Source organism: Streptomyces sp. YIM S03343, assembly GCF_054729195.1.
Genome location: NZ_JBPUKX010000001.1, coordinates 804708 through 820329, shown reverse-complemented (window position 1 = coordinate 820329; position 15622 = coordinate 804708). Strand labels below are relative to the sequence as shown.

The following is a 15622-nucleotide window of genomic DNA, read 5'->3' as shown; positions in this document are numbered from 1 at the left end:
TCACACCCTTCCGGTACCCGACCCGGGCCCCGTCCGGCCCAGGGTCGTGCCGATCAGCTTCCGCAGCCGCCGTACGACGCGCCGCGTGAGCCCCGCCGAGGACGGCCGCAGCGCCCGTACCTCCCCGGAGCGCGTGACCCGCAGCACCGGCGGCAGCGTCAGGAACCGCGCCGGCTGCGACGCCGGGGTGAGGCAGACCGCCGTACGCCAGGACGCCGCGGTCAGTTCGTCCAGCGGCAGCGCGGACGTCGTCAGCAGCGCGCCGGTCCCCTCGACGCCCGGGGTGAGCGTGCCCGGCACCTCCACGACCCGGCCGGACGCGGTGCCGGTCAGCCGCAGCAGCACGTCGGTGCTCCGCGGGACGTACAGGGGGAGCGGTGCGGTCAGGCATCCGCCGGTGACGGTCATGTCCTCGGGGGTGAGACGGGCCAGGCCGAGGGACTTGACGGCCCGGTCCACGTCCAGGGAGAGATCGGCGTGCGACGTCGTCCAGTACGGCAGGACGACCCGCCCGGCGATCACACCCGCGGGCGGCTCGGGGCGGTGCGGTTGCGGGGCCGGTCCCAGCCGGCACTCCTTGGTCCGGCCGCCCACCGTCAGGCGGACGTACAGGTCCCACAGTCCCTCGTGCACCGGGGCACCGCCCGCGGCGGTCGCCGGGTCGAGATCGGCGGTGCAGTGCAGCACCAGCCGGACGCGGCCGTCCATACCGGCCGGGACACGCTCCCGGGTGATGTCGACCTTCTGGAAGTGGGACGCGGAGGTGGTGCGCTCGCGCAGCACCAGGTCCGCGCGGGCCTTCCCGAACGCGGCCTCGGCGTCCGCGCCGAGCCGCTCGACGGCCTCGTCCAGCCGGCCGGGCGCGCCCTCGACGGGCGTGCGCTCCCCGCCGACCGGGAAGGTCATCGCCGCCTTTGCGGCCGTGTACTCGGTGTCGAAGCCGATCCGCACCCTGCCGTCGTGCCATCCGACCGTGCCGGGCACGGCTCTCGGTGTCACGGAGGACTCCCACTCGGCGTAGGCCACCACGTCGTCGTAGCGGCCCGCCCTGATCAACTCGGCGACGATGCGCTGGGCGGGCGGGAGCCCGGCCGCCACCCCGGGGCCGAAGCGCTCCGTGACGACGCCGCGCATCTCGTCGAACAGTTCCCGCCGGTAGTCCGCGGGCTTCGTCAGCAGCCCGCGGCCCCGCATCCGGTCCACGATCTCCACGCGCAGCCAGCGGCGGTACAGCCGGTCGCGCAGCGGGCCCGGCTCGGTGTACCGCTCGACGACGTCGAGGGCCTCGCGCAGGTTCTTGAAGTAGCCGACCGGGTCGAAGCGCTGGAAGCTCGAGTTGGAGCCGTCGTCGCGCCTGACGTGGTAGTAGCAGACGTAGTCGGAGAGCACCGAGATGGTGTCCGCGCGCAGGAACGCCTCGGCGGCGAAGACATGGTCCTCCAGCCGCCGCCTGCCCTCCGGGAAACGCAGCCCGGTGCGTTCGAGGAACTCCCGGCGGATCATCTTGTACGGGGTGAGGCTGTCGAACAGCGGGGCGTTCTCCACGGTGGCGTGCGGCCGGTTCACCCGGAACAGCTCCACCGGTACGGAGCGGCCCCGGCCGGCCATCTTGCCGACGACCATGTCCGCCTTGTGGGCGACGCCGTACGCGTACATCCGCTCCAGGGCCTCGTCGCCGAGGTAGTCGTCGTTGTCGACGAACATCACGTACTCGCCCTGTGCGGCGGCGATCCCCACATTGCGGGGCTTGCCCGCCCAGCCGGAGCTCTCCTGGTGGACGACGTGGATATGGGGGTGTTCGGCGGCGACCGCGTCGAGGCGGGCCGGGGTCTCGTCGGTCGAGCCGTCGTCGACGAAGATCACTTCGAACTCGTCGGGCGGCAGCGACTGCCGCAGCATCGAGGCGACACAGTCCTCGATGTACGGCCCCGGGTTGTAGACCGGAACGACGACGCTCACTCTGACCGGCATGCGGGTCCAATCCCCCTTGGTGCGCTGCCCGTTTGTGTGTTCGTACACAGTACGTTCCCCGCATGCTAACCCGCCCGGTGCGGCAGGTTCACCTCGAACGGTCGCAGCCTGTCACCGTGTCATCGCGATGCGTCGGTCGTGGCCGGGAACTCGCGGATCTCGGCCGGACGGCCGTCCACGGGAATCGGCCTACGCTGGCGTGGTGCGTCTGCTGATCGTGTCCGACACCCATGTGCCGCTCCGGGCCAAGACACTGCCCACCCCGCTGCTGGCCGAACTGCCGCGCGTCGACGTGGTGTTCCACGCCGGGGACTGGGTCGACACGGCCACGCTGGACCTGCTGGAGAGCCGCAGCCGGCGGCTGATCGGGGTGCACGGCAACAACGACGGGCCCGACCTGAGGGCGCGGCTGCCGGAGGTGGCGTACGCAGAGCTGGACGGTGTGCGCTTCGGCGTCGTCCACGAGACGGGGCCGGCGCAGGGCCGCGAGGTCCGCTGCGCCGCGCGCTTTCCCGGTCTGGACGTCCTGGTGTTCGGGCACAGCCACATCCCCTGGGACACGACGGCACCCTCCGGGCTGCGGCTGCTCAATCCGGGGTCACCGACCGACCGGCGCCGTCAGCCGCACTGCACCTATCTGACCGCTACGGTGGCCGACGGGGCTCTCACCGAGGTGGAACTGCACCGGCTGCCGCCGCGCTGAGCCCGTTGCCCCACCTCGGGAACCGCACCGGGCCGCTCCTCGCCGGAGAAGCGGCCCGGGCGTTGCGAGTGCGTGTGATCACGGACCTCCTTCCCGCGTGAAGAATGTTCCGACGGCGCGCGCCTACCCCGGTCGGCGCGGCTCACACCACCGGATGCGGAAAAGGATTCCCGGAGTCCCGGCTGAGGCCAGGAGTCCCGGCTCAGTCCCGCCCGCGTCGGCACAGGCGTGCCACCCGTGTCACCGCCCACGCCATCACGGCGGCGGCCACCAGTGCCACCGCGGCGCGCTTGGCCACCGGTACCGCGGCCGCCCGGAACAGGTCCAGGGGTTCCGTCTCGGACGCGTCCGGCAGCGGAACCGCCGTGGCCGTCGAGGCGGTGGCCGCCGCCGGTTCCGGCTCCTGCGGCGGGGCCGTCAGCCGCTGTGACAGGCAGTCCGCGAACTGGCCCACCAGCCGGTCGCCCACCTCCGTCATCACCCCGCGCCCGAACTGCGCCGGGCGCCCGGTCACCGTCAGCTCGGTGCCCACCGACACCGTCGTACCGCCGTCGCGCTCGACGAGGGAACTGGTCACCGTCGCCCGCGCGGTGCCCTGGCCGCGGGTCTCCCGCCCGCTGGCGACCAGCACCATCCGGTGCGCGGCGTCGTCCTGCTCCTCGAAGACGGCCGTCCCCTTGTACGTGACCGTGATCGGACCCACCTTGACCTTCACCGAGCCGACGACGGTCTTGCCGTCGAACGCCTCGACCGTCGCGCCGGGCATACAGGGCGCCACCCGCTCGATGTCGAGGAGCATGTCCCACGCCTCCTCGACCGGGACCGGCACGCTGAACTCGTGGTGCAGCTCCATGTCTTCCTCCCGCTCTCGTCCCCCCGACTCCGGCTCTCGTCCCCCTGGACTCCCGCTCTCGTCCCCCGGATGTTCGCGGACCTCCGCTCCCCGCAGGGGCGTCAGCCCACCGGATGGATGGCGCCCGCCGTGGCGGTCAGCGGGGCGCCGGTGCCGTGCCAGCGCAGGGTGATGATCTCCGCGGCCACCGACACCGCGACCTCCTCGGGGGTACGGGCCCCGAGGTCGAGCCCGACCGGGGAGCGCAGCCGCGCCAGCTCGTCCGGCGTCAGCCCGGCCTCGACCAGCCGTTTCGTCCGGTCGTCATGGGTACGCCGGCTGCCCATCGCCCCGATGTACGCCGCCGGCCGGCGCAGCGCCACCTCCAGCAGCGGCACATCGAACTTGGGGTCGTGGGTGAGCACACAGATCACCGTGCGCTCGTCGGTCTCCGTGCCGCTCAGATAGCGGTGCGGCCAGTCCACGACCACCTCGACCGCGCCGGGGAAGCGCTTGGGGGTGGCGAAGACCGGGCGGGCGTCGCAGACGGTGACCCGGTAGCCGAGGAAGTCCCCGATACGGGCGACCGCGGCGGCGTAGTCGATCGCTCCGAACACCAGCATCCGGGGTGGCGGGGCGAAGGAGTGCAGGAACACCGTGACGGCGTCCTCACGGCGCTCACCCCGGGGGCCGTAGTGCCTGAGGCCCGTGGCGCCGAGGGCTAGTTCGCCGCGGGCGTCGGCGGTGACGGCGGCGTCGAGACCGTCGTTGCCCAGGGTGCCGGTGACCCTGTCCGGCCAGACGGCCAGCGTGGCGCCGCGCCGCGCGGGTCCCTCGGTCACGGTGGCCACGGTCACCGGACGGCCGCTGCCCACGGACTCGGCGACCTCGGTGAAGCCGGGGTCGGTGTCCCGGGTGACCGGGCGGACCAGCACGGTGATCTCGCCGCCGCAGGTGAGCCCGACGGCGAAGGCGTCCTCGTCGCTGTAGCCGAAGGTCTGGAGCTGTGCCTCGCCGCTCGCCACGACCTCCTGGGCGAGCTCGAACACCGCGCCCTCGACACATCCGCCGGAGACGCTGCCGAGGACCTCGTCCTGCGGCCCGACCGCCATCGCGGCCCCGGGATCGCGCGGCGCGCTACGGCTCGTCCCGACGACGGTGGCCAGCCCGAACGGAGCGCCCGCCGTGTACCAGCGGCTCAGCGCCGGAAGGATCTCACGCACGACCGACTCCCTTCTGCACATCCTTGTACGAGTGCCCCGCGACTGGCTCTTCAGCCGCGACCGGTCCTTCGCCTGTGCCCGGTGCTTCAGCCGTGACCGGTGCTTCAGCTGGTGCCGTGACCGGTGCTTCAGCCGGCGCCGTCGGGGGTGCGCAGCCCGGCGTTGCGGGGTTGCCGCCCGCGCCCACCCGTGCCGCCCCAGCGGCACGACTGCCCGCGGTTGGCGCCGGGCCCGCCGTCGCGCCCCGTACCACCCGTGCCAGCTCCTCCAGCGCCGCCAGGCTGTGGCCCTCCACGAAGGCGTCCACGTTCGGCAGGGCCGCTGCCATTCCGGCTGCCAGCGGGGCGTAGCCCGGCCGGGCCTTCAGAGGGTTGGCCCAGACGACCCGGTGGGCCAGGCGGTGCAGACGGCGGGTCTGCGCGGCGAGGAGGGCCGGGTCGCCGCGCTCCCAGCCGTCGGACAGCACGACCACCACCGCGCCGCGTGCCATCCCCCGCTGCCCCCAGCGGTTCAGGAACTCCCGCAGCAACTCGCCCAGCCGGGTGCCGCCGCGCCAGTCGGGGATCGCCTCCGCGACCGCGGCCATCGCCAGGTCCGGGTCGCGGTGGGACAGCTCGCGGGTCACGCGGGTCAGCCGGGTGCCGACGGTGAACACCTCCGTGCGGGCCGAGCCGCGCGCCGCCGCGTGGGCGAAGCGCAGCAGCGCGTCGGCGTACGGCGCCATGGAACCGCTGACGTCCACCAGCAGCACCACCCGCCGGGGCCGCTCGGCGCGCCGGTGGCGGCGCAGCCGCGCGGGCTCGCCGCCCCGCCGCAGCAGCTCCCGCACCGTGCGGTGCGGATCGACGTCCCCGCGCCGTGCGGGCCGCCGCCGGGCGGTGCGCCGGGTCTGCCCCGGCAGGGTGAACGCGGCCAGCAGCCGCCGCAGTTGCTCCCGCTCGGCCGGGACCAGACGCGCGACGTCCCGGTGCCGTAGCACCTCCCGCGTGCTGGCCAGCGCCGCCGTCGGCGGCGCCTGGACCTCGCTCTGACCGGCGGGGCGGGGACGGCGCCGGACGTCGTCCCGCACGACCAGCCGCAGCCGGGGCGGTGAGAACGCCTTCACCGCACGGTCGGCCGGTCCGCCGCCGCCTCCGAAGTACGCCGCGAAGACCCTGTCGTAGCGCTCCAGGTCGTCCCGGTCGCCGCACAGTGTCAGCCGACCCGCCCAGTACACGTCGGCCCGCGCCCCCGGCTCCAGTGCGTCCACCGACCGCAGGAAGGCGTGCAGGCGCTCCGCGCTCGCGTCCACCCCGGCGGCGCGCAGGGCGCGGGCGAAGCCCAGCAGCGCGGCGTCCCCGCGCAACGCACCGTCCGACGGACCTGAACGCCCGGACGCCCGAGACGCTCCCGACTGCCCGGACTGCCCGGACGCCCGAGAGGCCCCCGACGGTTCGGACGGTCCGGACGCTCCCGACTGCCCGGACGCCCCGGACACCTGAGACGCTCCCGACTGCCCGGACTGCCCGGACACCTGAGACGCTCCCGACTGCCCGGACTGCCCGGACGCCCGAGAGGCCCCCGACGGTTTGGACGGTCCGGACGCTCCCGACTGCCCGGACGCCCCGGACACCTGAGACGCTCCCGACTGCCCGGACTGCCCGGACACCTGAGACGCTCCCGACTGCCCGGACTGCCCGGACTGCCCGGACGCCCGAGAGGCCCCCGACGGTTCGGACGGTCCGGACGCTCCCGACTGCCGGGACGCCCCGGACACCTGAGACGCCCCCGACGCCGCAGACGGCCCCGCCGCACCCGCCGCACCCGTCACGGTCCTCACGCCCCCGTCCTCGCCAGCACCGCCGCCAAGTCCATGCCCCGGGCCCGTTCCGCGTCCTCCCGGTACTTCAGCACCGAGCCCAGCGTCGCCACCGCCAGCTCCGCGTCCACCTCGCTGGCGCCCAGCGCGTCCAGGGCCTGGGCCCAGTCGATGGTCTCCGCCACTCCGGGAGGCTTGAGCAGATCCTGCTTGCGCAGCGCCTGCACCAGCGTCGTCACCTGCTCCGCGAGCCGTGCCGACACCTCCGGCAACCGGCGCCGCACGATGGCCAGTTCGCGGGCGAAGCCCGGATGGTCGAACCAGTGGTACAGACACCGCCGCTTCAGCGCGTCGTGCACCTCGCGGGTGCGGTTGGAGGTGAGGACCACCACCGGCGGCCGCTCGGCGCGCAGTGTGCCCAGCTCCGGGACGGTCACCGAGAACTCCGACAGCAGTTCGAGCAGGAACGCCTCGAACTCGTCGTCGGCCCGGTCGATCTCGTCGACCAGCAGCACCGACGGCTGGGTCTCCAGCGCCCTCAGCAGCGGCCGGGCGACCAGGAAACGGCGGTCGTACAGCTCGCTCTCCAGCCGTCCGGCGTCCGTGACACCGGCGGCCTCCGCGGCACGCAGATGCAGGAGCTGGCGCGGGAAGTCCCAGTCGTACAGGGCCTGCGAGGCGTCGATGCCCTCGTAGCACTGGAGCCGGATCAGGGGCGCGCCGAGCGCCTCGGCGAGGGCGGAGGCGAGCGAGGTCTTCCCCACGCCGGCGTCGCCCTCGCAGAAGATGGGGCGGCCCAGTCTCAGAGCCAGGAAGCAGGCGATGGCCAGCCCGTCGTCGACGAGGTAGCCCGTCTCCTCCAGACGGGCCCGCACCTCGGCCGGGCTGCCCATCCCCTGGGTGTTCTCGCTGCTGATCGGCGCTCACCCCATTCCGGCGGCGGCCAGCACCGCTCGTCTCGTCAGTACGCGCGCGAGATGCGCCCGGTACTCGGGGGAGGCGGACAGGTCCTGTGTCGGCTGCGCGCCCTCCGCCGCCGACCGCGCGGCCGCTGCCACCACCTCCGCGTCCCCGGCGCCGGACAGCGCCTGCTCGGCCGCCGTCGCCCGCAGGGGTGTCGCGCCCATGTTGGTCAGGCCGACCCGTGCCTCGGCGATGTGCCCGTCCTCGCGCCGTACCAGCGCGGCCACGCCGACCACGGCGTACGCCTGGGCCGCACGGTGGAACTTCTCGTAGTGGAAGCCCCAGCCCTCCGCCTTGGGCAGCCGCACCTCGACCAGCAGCTCGTCGGGCCCGAGCGCCGACTGGAGATAGTCGACGAAGAACTCGCCGACCGGGATCGTGCGCCGCCCGCCCGGTCCCACGGCGACCAGTTCCGCGTCCAGGGCGAGTGCCACGGCGGGCAGGTCGCCGGCCGGGTCGGCGTGTGCGAGGGCGCCGCCGAGGGTGCCCCGGTGCCGTACGGCCGGGTCGGCGACCGTGGCCGTGGCCGCGGCCAGCAGACCGGCGTACCGCTGCACCAAGGGGTCGTGCAGGACGTCGTGGTGGGTGGTGAGCGCGCCGATCACCAGCGTGTCGCCCTCCTCCCGCACCCCACGCAGGTCCGGGATCCGGCCGACGTCGACGACCAGTTCGGGGAAGGCGAGCCGCAGCCTCAGCAGCGGCAGCAGGCTCTGCCCGCCCGCCAGCACCTTGGCGTCCTCACCGGCGTCCGCGAGGAGCCGTACCGCCTCGCCGACCTCGGTCGGGCGGGCGTAGTCGAATGCGGCGGGGATCATGCCGAGGCCTCCTTCCGCGCGGACTCGACCGCGCGCCACACGCGTTCCGGGGTGCAGGGCATGCGTACGTCGTGGACGCCCAGCGGACGCAGCGCGTCGACGATCGCGTTGACGACCGCGGGCGTCGAGGCGATCGTCCCGGACTCGCCGACGCCCTTGGCGCCCAGCGGGTTGGAGGTCGCCGGGGTCTCGGTGCGGTCGGTCACGAACTCGGGCAGGTCGGGGGCGGCGGGCACGAGGTAGTCGGCCATGCTGCCGGAGACCAGGTTGCCCTCGTCGTCGTAGACCGCCTCCTCGTACAGGGCCTGCGCGATGCCCTGGGCGATGCCACCGTGCGTCTGGCCCTCGACGATCAGCGGGTTGACGACCTTGCCGACGTCGTCGACGCTGACATAGGAGCGGATCTTCGTCTCGCCGGTCTCGGTGTCGACCTCGACGGCGCACAGATGGGTGCCGTGCGGGTAGGAGAAGTTCTCCGGGTCGAGCAGATGCTCGGCGTTGATGCTGGGTTCCATGCCGTCGGGCAGGTCGTGCGAGGTGAACGTCTCGAAGGCGATCTCCTGGATCGACTTGCGGGCCTCGGGCGAGCCCTTGACGGAGAACACGCCGCCGCTGAACTCCAGGTCCCGTTCGCTGGCCTCCAGCAGATGTGCGGCGACCTTGCGGGCCTTGTCCACCACCTTCACCGCCGCGTGGTGCACGGCGGCCCCGCCGACGACCAGCGAGCGCGAGCCGTAGGTGTCCATGCCCTGCGGGGCGGCCTTCGTGTCGCCGTGGATCACCTCGACGTCCTCGAACGGCACGCCCAGCACATCGGCGGCGATCTGGCTCCAGGCGGTCACATGCCCCTGCCCGTGCGGGCTGGTGCCGGTGACCACCTCGACTTTGCCGGTGGGCAGCATCCGGATCGAGGCCGCCTCCCAGCCGCCCGCCGCGTAGCGCAGATCGCGCAGCACCCGGCTCGGGGCGAGCCCGCACATCTCGGTGTACGTCGACACACCGATGCCGAGCCGTACGGCGTCGCCGCGCGCGGCGCGGTCGGCCTGCTCGGCGCGCAGCTTGTCGTAGTCGAACAGGGCGAGCGCCTTCTCGGTGGCCGCCTCGTAGTTGCCGCTGTCGTAGGTGAGGCCCGCGATGCTGGTGTACGGGAACTCCTCGTGCCGGATCCAGTTGCGGCGCCGCACCTCGATCGGGTCGAGACCGAGTTCGGCGGCGAGTTCGTCCATGGCCCGCTCGATGGCGTACGTCGCCTCGGGGCGCCCGGCGCCGCGGTAGGCGTCGGTGGGGGTGCGGGTGGTGAACACACCGGTGCAGTCGAACTCGTAGGAGTCCATCTTGTAGATCGCCGGGTACATGAACGCGCCGAGGATCGGAATGCCCGGGGTGACCAGCATCAGATAGGCGCCCATGTCGGCGATCAGGCCGACCTTGATGCCCAGCAGCTTTCCGTCGCGGTCCGCGGCGAGCTCGATGTCCTGGATCATGCCGCGGCCGTGGTGGGTGGCGAGATAGCCCTCGGTGCGGGACTCCGTCCACTTCACCGGGCGGCCGGTCTTCCGGGCCACCGCGAGCGCGATGGCCTCCTCGCCGTACACCTGGAGCTTGGAGCCGAAGCCGCCGCCGACGTCGGGGGCGATCACCCGCAGCTTGTGCTCGGGGATGCCGGTGACCAGCGCCAGCATGATCCGCGCGATGTGCGGGATCTGCGTGGCGCTCCACAGGGTGTACTCGCCGGACGCGGCGAGCGGGGTGGCGACGACCGCGCGGGGCTCCATGGCGTTGGGGATCAGCCGCTGCTGGAGGTAGCGCCGCTTGAGGACGACGTCGGCGCGCTCGCGGACGGCGGCGAAGTCCTCGCCGGTCCTGAGGGGCCAGTCGTAGGCGCGGTTGGTGCCCTTGTCGGCGTGGACCAGCGGGGCGTCGTCGGCGAGGGCCGCCTCCAGGTCGAGCACCGGCGGCAGCGGGGTGTAGTCGACTTCGATCGCCTCCAGGGCGTCGGCCGCCGCGTACCGGTCGCGGGCCACGACGACGGCGACCGGGTCACCGGCGTGCCGCACCTCGTCCACCGCGACGGGCGGGTGGTCGGGCAGCACCATGTCCTCGGTGACCGGCCAGGCGCACGGCAGCGAGCCGAGCCCGTCGGCGAGGTCGGCGCCGCTGAACGCCGCGACGACACCGGGGCGTTCCAGCGCGGGGGAGACGTCCACCCGGTCGATGCGGGCGTGCGCCATGGGGCTGCGCAGAATGGCGAGGTGGAGCAGCCCGGTGACGGTGATGTTGTCCGTCCAGTTGGTCTGCCCGGTGATCAGCCGGGCGTCCTCCTTGCGCAGGCGGGCCCGGCCCACCTCCGGCTCGACGGCCTGGTCGGTCATGCCGTGACCTCCTCGGAGAGCTGCTGCCCGGTTGTCCCCGGCCGCGCCGCCTGCCCGTTCTCCTCGGCCGCGGCCAGCACCGCGCGGACGATGTTCTGGTAGCCGGTGCAGCGGCACAGATTGCCTTCGAGGGCGTCGCGCACCTCGGGCGCGGTGGGGTGCGGGTTCTCCCGCAGCAGATCGCGGGCCGCCATCAGCATGCCGGGGGTGCAGTAGCCGCACTGGAGGGCGTGCCGCTCGTGGAAGGCGCGCTGGAGGGCCGTCCACTCGCCGTCCCGGGCCAGGCCCTGCACGGTGGTCACCTCGGCGCCGTCGGCCTGCACGGCCAGCACCGCGCAGCTCTTGACGGTCGCGCCGTCGAGCTCGACCGTGCAGGCCCCGCAGTTCGAGGTGTCGCAGCCGATCGGGGTGCCGGTGAGTCCGAGGCGGTCGCGCAGATAGTGGACGAGGAGCAGCCGGGGCTCCACCTCGTCCTCGTACGTCGTGCCGTCCACCTTCACCGTGATGTGGGTCATGGGCCCTCCAGAGCCGTGCGGCGGTAGCGAGGGGTTCGCGAACTCGTGCGACAGGGACAAAGCGGCCACGTGGCGTGATGTACGTCACTCTATGTCGGGGTCGTGGCTGCGGCGAGTGGTGCGACAGGTGTTTGTTGAACATTGATCTATCGCTGTCAGGTGATTGACCTACGGCGGTGAGCGGGCCGACTGTAATGGACATGACGAATATCCGGGCACGTCTGACCGTCGTCGCCTTCGTCCTCGTTGGCCTCTGCGGATCCCTGACCCTGGCCGCCCCCGCCGGCGCCGTCCCGACCGGCTCCCTCCCCTTCGACGGTTCACCGCTCACCGTCCAGAACGGCCGCTTCACCGACTCCTACGGCCGAGAGGTCGTCCTGCGCGGCTACAACGTCTCCGGCGAGACCAAGCTCGCCGAGAACAACGGCCTGCCCTTCGCCTCCGTCGCCGACGCCCAGAAGTCCGCGACCGCGCTGCGCGCCCTCGGCGGCGGAAACTCCGTGCGCTTCCTGCTCTCCTGGGCCTACGCCGAACCCGTGCGCGGCCAGGTGGACACCGCCTACCTCGCCGCCGCCACCGCCCAGCTACGCGCCTTCCTGGACGCCGGCATCCGTGTCTACCCCGACTTCCACCAGGACCTCTACTCCCGCTACCTCTTCAACACCGGCAGCTGGTACACCGGCGACGGCGCCCCGAAGTGGGCGGTGGACGCGGGCGGCTACCCGCAGGAATCGTGCGGCATCTGTCTCTTCTGGGGCCAGAACATCACCCAGAACCAGGCGGTCACCAAGGCGTTCCACGACTTCTGGCACAACGCCTACGGCCTCCAGGACGCCTTCCTCACCACTGCCCAGACGACGATGACCTACCTCAGACAGCACCTCACCGGCGACGAGTTCACCGGCATCGTCGGCTTCGACCCCTTCAACGAGCCGTACGCGGGCAGTTACGACTCCGGCCAGACCAGCCGAACCTGGGAGCGGGATGTGCTGTGGCCCTTCTACGTCGCCTTCCGCGCCCGGATGGACGCCGCGGGCTGGCAGGACAAGCCGGCCTTCGTCGAGCCCAACCTCTTCTGGAACGCCAACATCGACACCCAGAAGCAGGAGGGCGGTCTGCTGGACGCGGGCACCCTCGGCGGGCGGTACGTCTTCAACACCCACTTCTACGACCAGAAGGCCATCTCCGGGATCCTGATGTGGGGCAAGGCGTCAGACGGCCAGTACGCCGCGGATTTCGGTACCGTCCGCGACCGCGCCTCGGCCGCCGGGACGGCCGCCGTGGTCAGCGAGTTCGGCCATCCGCTGTCCGGCACGGTGTCGGACAAGGCGCCCACCGTCGACAAGGCGATGTACCAGGCCCTCGACTCCCGGAAGAAGGGCGCGAACTGGTGGACCTCGCCGTCCGCGTCCGGCCCGGTGCTGTCCGGTTCGCAGTGGCAGTGGGACATCTACAGCGGCCGTCACCACGAGCTGATGAACGGCAACGCCGACAAGGTGATGACGACGGGCGACGCCTGGAACGACGAGGACCTCTCCGCCGTGGGCCTCGACGACTCCGGGACCGTGACGCTCCGTCAGGATGCCCGCCTCCTGGACCGCGTGTACCCGAGCGCCACCGCGGGCAGCACCCTCGCCTTCACCTACGAGGACCGCTCCCGCGACGGCTCCACCACCCTGACCTGGAACCCGGTGCCGAGCACCCTGCCGAATGTGCAGCAACTGGTCGGCTCGGGGCAGTACGGGCTGCTGGTGTGGCGTTCCGACGGCGGCTCCGCGCCCACCGAACTGCATCTGCCGGCGTCCTTCCCCACCGCCAGGACCACCGTTGTCTCCGACCTCGGCACGGTCTACGGCCCGCCGTCCTACACCTCCGCCACACCGGTCGCCGCCGCCCCCGAGCCCGGCGGCACCGGCAGCCGGCGCCTGCTGCTGACCTCGGCCGACTCCGGCGTGCTGCACTACGCGCTGGTGACCAACGGGGCCACTGCACCGTCGGCGACCCTGCTGGCCGCGGCCCGCTCCGAACTGGCGGCGTGGGCCGCGGCGCGGTTCTGAACGGCGACCGCGGGACCGTCCGGGTCCCGGACACCGCGGGATCCGGACAGCGGCGGGCCGGACGGTCCTCCGGTCCGCTGCCGGGTCACCGTTCCCATCGGGTCGCTGTTCCTGCCGGGTCGCTGTTCCCGCCGGGTCACCGCTCCAGCGGGCCCGTCAGGTCCACGATGTCGTCGGACGCGACGTCGTGGAGCCGGATCGACAGGTCCTCCAGGGCACGGCTGGCCGCGAGTTCGTCGCCGATCTCGGGGATGGGCCGGTCGACCGGATTGCGCCGGGCCACCCCCCGTCCGGTCACGGACGACGAGTCCCGCGTCCTCAGCACGGCCCGGGCGCGGGTGTCGTCGCCGTCCTCGGTGATGTAGATGTCCACGGTCCACTGCTTGGCTTCCATCGTGATCACTTCCGTGCGGGGAAGGAGGGACGAGGCGGGGCGAAACAGGTCCTTCCCCTCTTGCCAGCCTGCTCCTGCGGGGCGGGCCGGTCCAGAGCCGGACGGCCTTTTCGCCGGGGTGCACGGGGCGGTGCCGGTGAGTGCGCCGGGCGCGGGGAGCGCAAGGGGCGCACCGTCCCGGAAGCCGGGGACCTGCGGACCGCCCGCGACCCGGTCGACGCCTACCGGATCCCGGTCCGGTGATCGTTCCGCGCTGATTCCGCGCTGATGAAGCTCCTTGTGCCGCTTGAATGTTGGCGGCCGGCGAGTGGCCGGAACCGGTCGTTCCGGGTCCGTCCTTCCCTTCGGGACCCGGGACCGTCGGTCCCGCAAGGGGGCGTAACGGCACCCGTGGTTGGGAAGTTCGGCCGCCCTGTGCGGTGGGGGCGGTGCGCAAAGCTAGGTCCTGACCGACCCGGAGAGATCCCGGGTACGGCCCCGGAAGCCGCCTTCCCTCGCGGCAGCGGGCCGTACCGGGTCCAGACCGGTCGCCGTCCGGCCGCCCGCCCGTCTGCCCTGACTGCGGGGCGGCCGGACGCATGTGCGGCCCCCTTTTCCTTACGGCGCAAGGGCGCGGAGCCCATGCCGTACCCGGCATTCCCCCCTCCCCGCGACCGCGGTCGCCACCGACCCGGGCGCCACCGCGGCCACCGCACCGACCCGGACACCTCGCAGGCGTTCGAGTCGCCGTAAAAGCCTCCCCAGGAGCCCGCACCCGACACAGGGCCCACCGTCTCTGGCGCAGGGCCTGACGGCCCCGCCACCGGTACCGCCCGGCCCTCCACAACCGACTGGTGGTGACGGAGCGTAGACCCAGCGGAGAGAGCCCTGCAGAGGAGCAGAGATGCACACCACGGGAGTCCAAGCCGTTGCCCTGGAGACCCTGATCTCCGCGGCGGTTGCGGCACCGTCGATCCACAACACCCAGCCGTGGCGGTTCGATCCGGACCCGGTCGCCCGCACCATCGAGGTGCGGCTGGACCGCAAGCGTCAGCTCACTCTGGCCGATCCCCAGCGCCGGGCCATGTATCTGTCCGTGGGTGCCGCTCTCTTCAACCTCCGGATCGCCGCGGCCAACGCGGGCCGCCAGCCCGTCGTACGGCTGCTGCCGCACCTGGGCGACCCCGACCTGGTGGCGATAGTGCATCTCGCCGGCACGGCCATGTACGAACGCCCGCTCTACCGCGCCCTGTACGAGGCTGTCGACCGGCGGCACACCAGCCGTATGCCGTTCACCGGCCGCCCGGTGCCCGAGCCGATCGTCGCGGGCATGGTCGCCGCCGCCCGCAGCGAGGGCGCCCACCTCGACGTGCCCGACATCCTCGGCACCCAGCGCCTGCTGCGCCTGACGGCCGCGGCCGAGTCCCGCAATCGCGCCGACGCCGAACGCGTCGCGGAGACCCGCGGCTGCATCACCGTGCCGGGCGACGAGACGCCGTACGGTATCCCGGTGGGCGCCCTCGGTCCGCGCGAGGCCACCGGCCGGGTCCCGATGCGGGACTTCGCCGGGATGCTGCCCGGACTGCGGCTGCCCGTCCTGCCGTTCGAGCGGCACGCCCAGGTGGCCATGTTGTGGACCGGGCGCGACCGGCGCGAGGACTGGCTGCTGGCGGGCCAGGCGCTCCAGCATGTGCTGCTGCTGGCGACCGTCCACGGGGTGCGCACATCGATCCTGCACCAGGCGATGGAATGGCCCGACCTGCGGGAGGCCACCGGCGCCTCACGCCGCCGCTGCTGCCCCCAGTTGATGATCCGCTTCGGCTACGGCCCCGACGGCGGCCCCACGCCGCGCGCGACCGGTGTCACGGACGACGCGTCCGCCGCCGAGGGGGTGCGGGTCGGTGGCCCGGCGGTCTCGGCCCACGGAAGCCGCGTCTGAGAGACCGACAGGTCCCTATTGCCCTGGGGCGGCACCGGCAGGAGAACCGGTGCCGCCCCAG

11 protein-coding genes and 1 pseudogene are annotated in these 15622 nt (G+C 73.0%); 3 read left to right on the top strand and 9 right to left on the bottom strand.

The window, feature by feature from the left end:
• Nucleotides 1-1971 carry a glycosyltransferase family 2 protein gene (locus ACSYGN_RS03560; RefSeq protein ID WP_460391706.1) on the bottom strand — a complete coding sequence of 657 codons (1971 nt, stop codon included), beginning with the start codon at nt 1969-1971 and terminating at the stop codon, nt 1-3.
• Between the two features lie 202 nt (nt 1972-2173).
• Between ACSYGN_RS03560 and ACSYGN_RS03555 the strand changes: the two genes are divergently transcribed.
• Nucleotides 2174-2674, top strand: a complete 501-nt coding sequence (locus ACSYGN_RS03555; protein WP_460391704.1) for a metallophosphoesterase family protein — start codon at nt 2174-2176, stop codon at nt 2672-2674.
• Between the two features lie 202 nt (nt 2675-2876).
• Here the strand turns inward: ACSYGN_RS03555 and ACSYGN_RS03550 are convergent, their stop codons facing one another.
• From ACSYGN_RS03550 to ACSYGN_RS03520, 7 genes and pseudogenes are all read right to left on the bottom strand, one after another.
• Nucleotides 2877-3527: an SRPBCC family protein gene (locus ACSYGN_RS03550; RefSeq protein ID WP_460391702.1), complete on the bottom strand. Its 651-nt coding sequence runs from the start codon at nt 3525-3527 to the stop codon at nt 2877-2879.
• A 101-nt stretch (nt 3528-3628) separates the two neighbouring features.
• Entirely contained in the window at nt 3629-4729 is a 1101-nt protein-coding gene (locus ACSYGN_RS03545; protein ID WP_460391700.1) for an XdhC family protein, read from the bottom strand.
• 238 nt (nt 4730-4967) lie between these two features.
• A pseudogene (locus tag ACSYGN_RS03540) lies at nt 4968-6074 on the bottom strand (vWA domain-containing protein); the annotation flags it as partial.
• Nucleotides 6075-6544: 470 nt separating this feature from the next.
• Nucleotides 6545-7420: an AAA family ATPase gene (locus ACSYGN_RS03535; protein ID WP_460391698.1), complete on the bottom strand. Its 876-nt coding sequence runs from the start codon at nt 7418-7420 to the stop codon at nt 6545-6547.
• A gap of 30 nt (nt 7421-7450) precedes the next feature.
• Complete coding sequence (locus ACSYGN_RS03530; protein WP_460391696.1) at nt 7451-8305, bottom strand: FAD binding domain-containing protein; 855 nt, start codon at nt 8303-8305, stop codon at nt 7451-7453.
• Nucleotides 8302-10677 (bottom strand): xanthine dehydrogenase family protein molybdopterin-binding subunit, encoded by a 2376-nt coding sequence (locus ACSYGN_RS03525; protein WP_460391694.1) that lies wholly within the window; start codon nt 10675-10677, stop codon nt 8302-8304. Before ACSYGN_RS03525 ends, ACSYGN_RS03530 begins: the two co-directional genes overlap by 4 nt.
• The gene (locus tag ACSYGN_RS03520; protein WP_460391692.1) at nt 10674-11192 is read right to left on the bottom strand and encodes a (2Fe-2S)-binding protein; all 519 of its coding nucleotides are present in this window, start codon (nt 11190-11192) and stop codon (nt 10674-10676) included. The genes ACSYGN_RS03525 and ACSYGN_RS03520 overlap by 4 nt, the downstream gene beginning before the upstream one ends.
• A 194-nt stretch (nt 11193-11386) precedes the next feature.
• Between ACSYGN_RS03520 and ACSYGN_RS03515 the strand changes: the two genes are divergently transcribed.
• On the top strand, nt 11387-13249 hold the full coding sequence (locus ACSYGN_RS03515) for a cellulase family glycosylhydrolase (RefSeq protein WP_460391690.1): 1863 nt from the start codon (nt 11387-11389) through the stop codon (nt 13247-13249).
• 136 nt (nt 13250-13385) lie between these two features.
• Here ACSYGN_RS03515 and ACSYGN_RS03510 read toward each other — a convergent pair whose 3' ends face one another.
• Nucleotides 13386-13643, bottom strand: coding sequence for a DUF1876 domain-containing protein (locus tag ACSYGN_RS03510; RefSeq protein ID WP_460391688.1), 258 nt, complete (start codon nt 13641-13643; stop codon nt 13386-13388).
• Between the two features lie 883 nt (nt 13644-14526).
• Here ACSYGN_RS03510 and ACSYGN_RS03505 point away from each other — a divergent pair.
• On the top strand, nt 14527-15561 hold the full coding sequence (locus ACSYGN_RS03505) for an Acg family FMN-binding oxidoreductase (protein WP_460391686.1): 1035 nt from the start codon (nt 14527-14529) through the stop codon (nt 15559-15561).
• The last annotated feature ends 61 nt before the right edge of the window (nt 15562-15622 follow it).

Excerpts from the sequence above, each read along its gene's own strand:
- ACSYGN_RS03560 (WP_460391706.1), bottom strand. The coding sequence starts at position 1,971 with ATGCCGGTCAGAGTGAGCGTCGTCGTTCCGGTCTACAACCCGGGGCCG.
- ACSYGN_RS03550 (WP_460391702.1), bottom strand. The coding sequence starts at position 3,527 with ATGGAGCTGCACCACGAGTTCAGCGTGCCGGTCCCGGTCGAGGAGGCG.
- ACSYGN_RS03535 (WP_460391698.1), bottom strand. The coding sequence starts at position 7,420 with ATGGGCAGCCCGGCCGAGGTGCGGGCCCGTCTGGAGGAGACGGGCTAC.
- ACSYGN_RS03530 (WP_460391696.1), bottom strand. The coding sequence starts at position 8,305 with ATGATCCCCGCCGCATTCGACTACGCCCGCCCGACCGAGGTCGGCGAG.
- ACSYGN_RS03525 (WP_460391694.1), bottom strand. The coding sequence starts at position 10,677 with ATGACCGACCAGGCCGTCGAGCCGGAGGTGGGCCGGGCCCGCCTGCGC.
- ACSYGN_RS03520 (WP_460391692.1), bottom strand. The coding sequence starts at position 11,192 with ATGACCCACATCACGGTGAAGGTGGACGGCACGACGTACGAGGACGAG.
- ACSYGN_RS03515 (WP_460391690.1), top strand. The coding sequence starts at position 11,387 with ATGGACATGACGAATATCCGGGCACGTCTGACCGTCGTCGCCTTCGTC.
- ACSYGN_RS03510 (WP_460391688.1), bottom strand. The coding sequence starts at position 13,643 with ATGGAAGCCAAGCAGTGGACCGTGGACATCTACATCACCGAGGACGGC.
- ACSYGN_RS03505 (WP_460391686.1), top strand. The coding sequence starts at position 14,527 with ATGCACACCACGGGAGTCCAAGCCGTTGCCCTGGAGACCCTGATCTCC.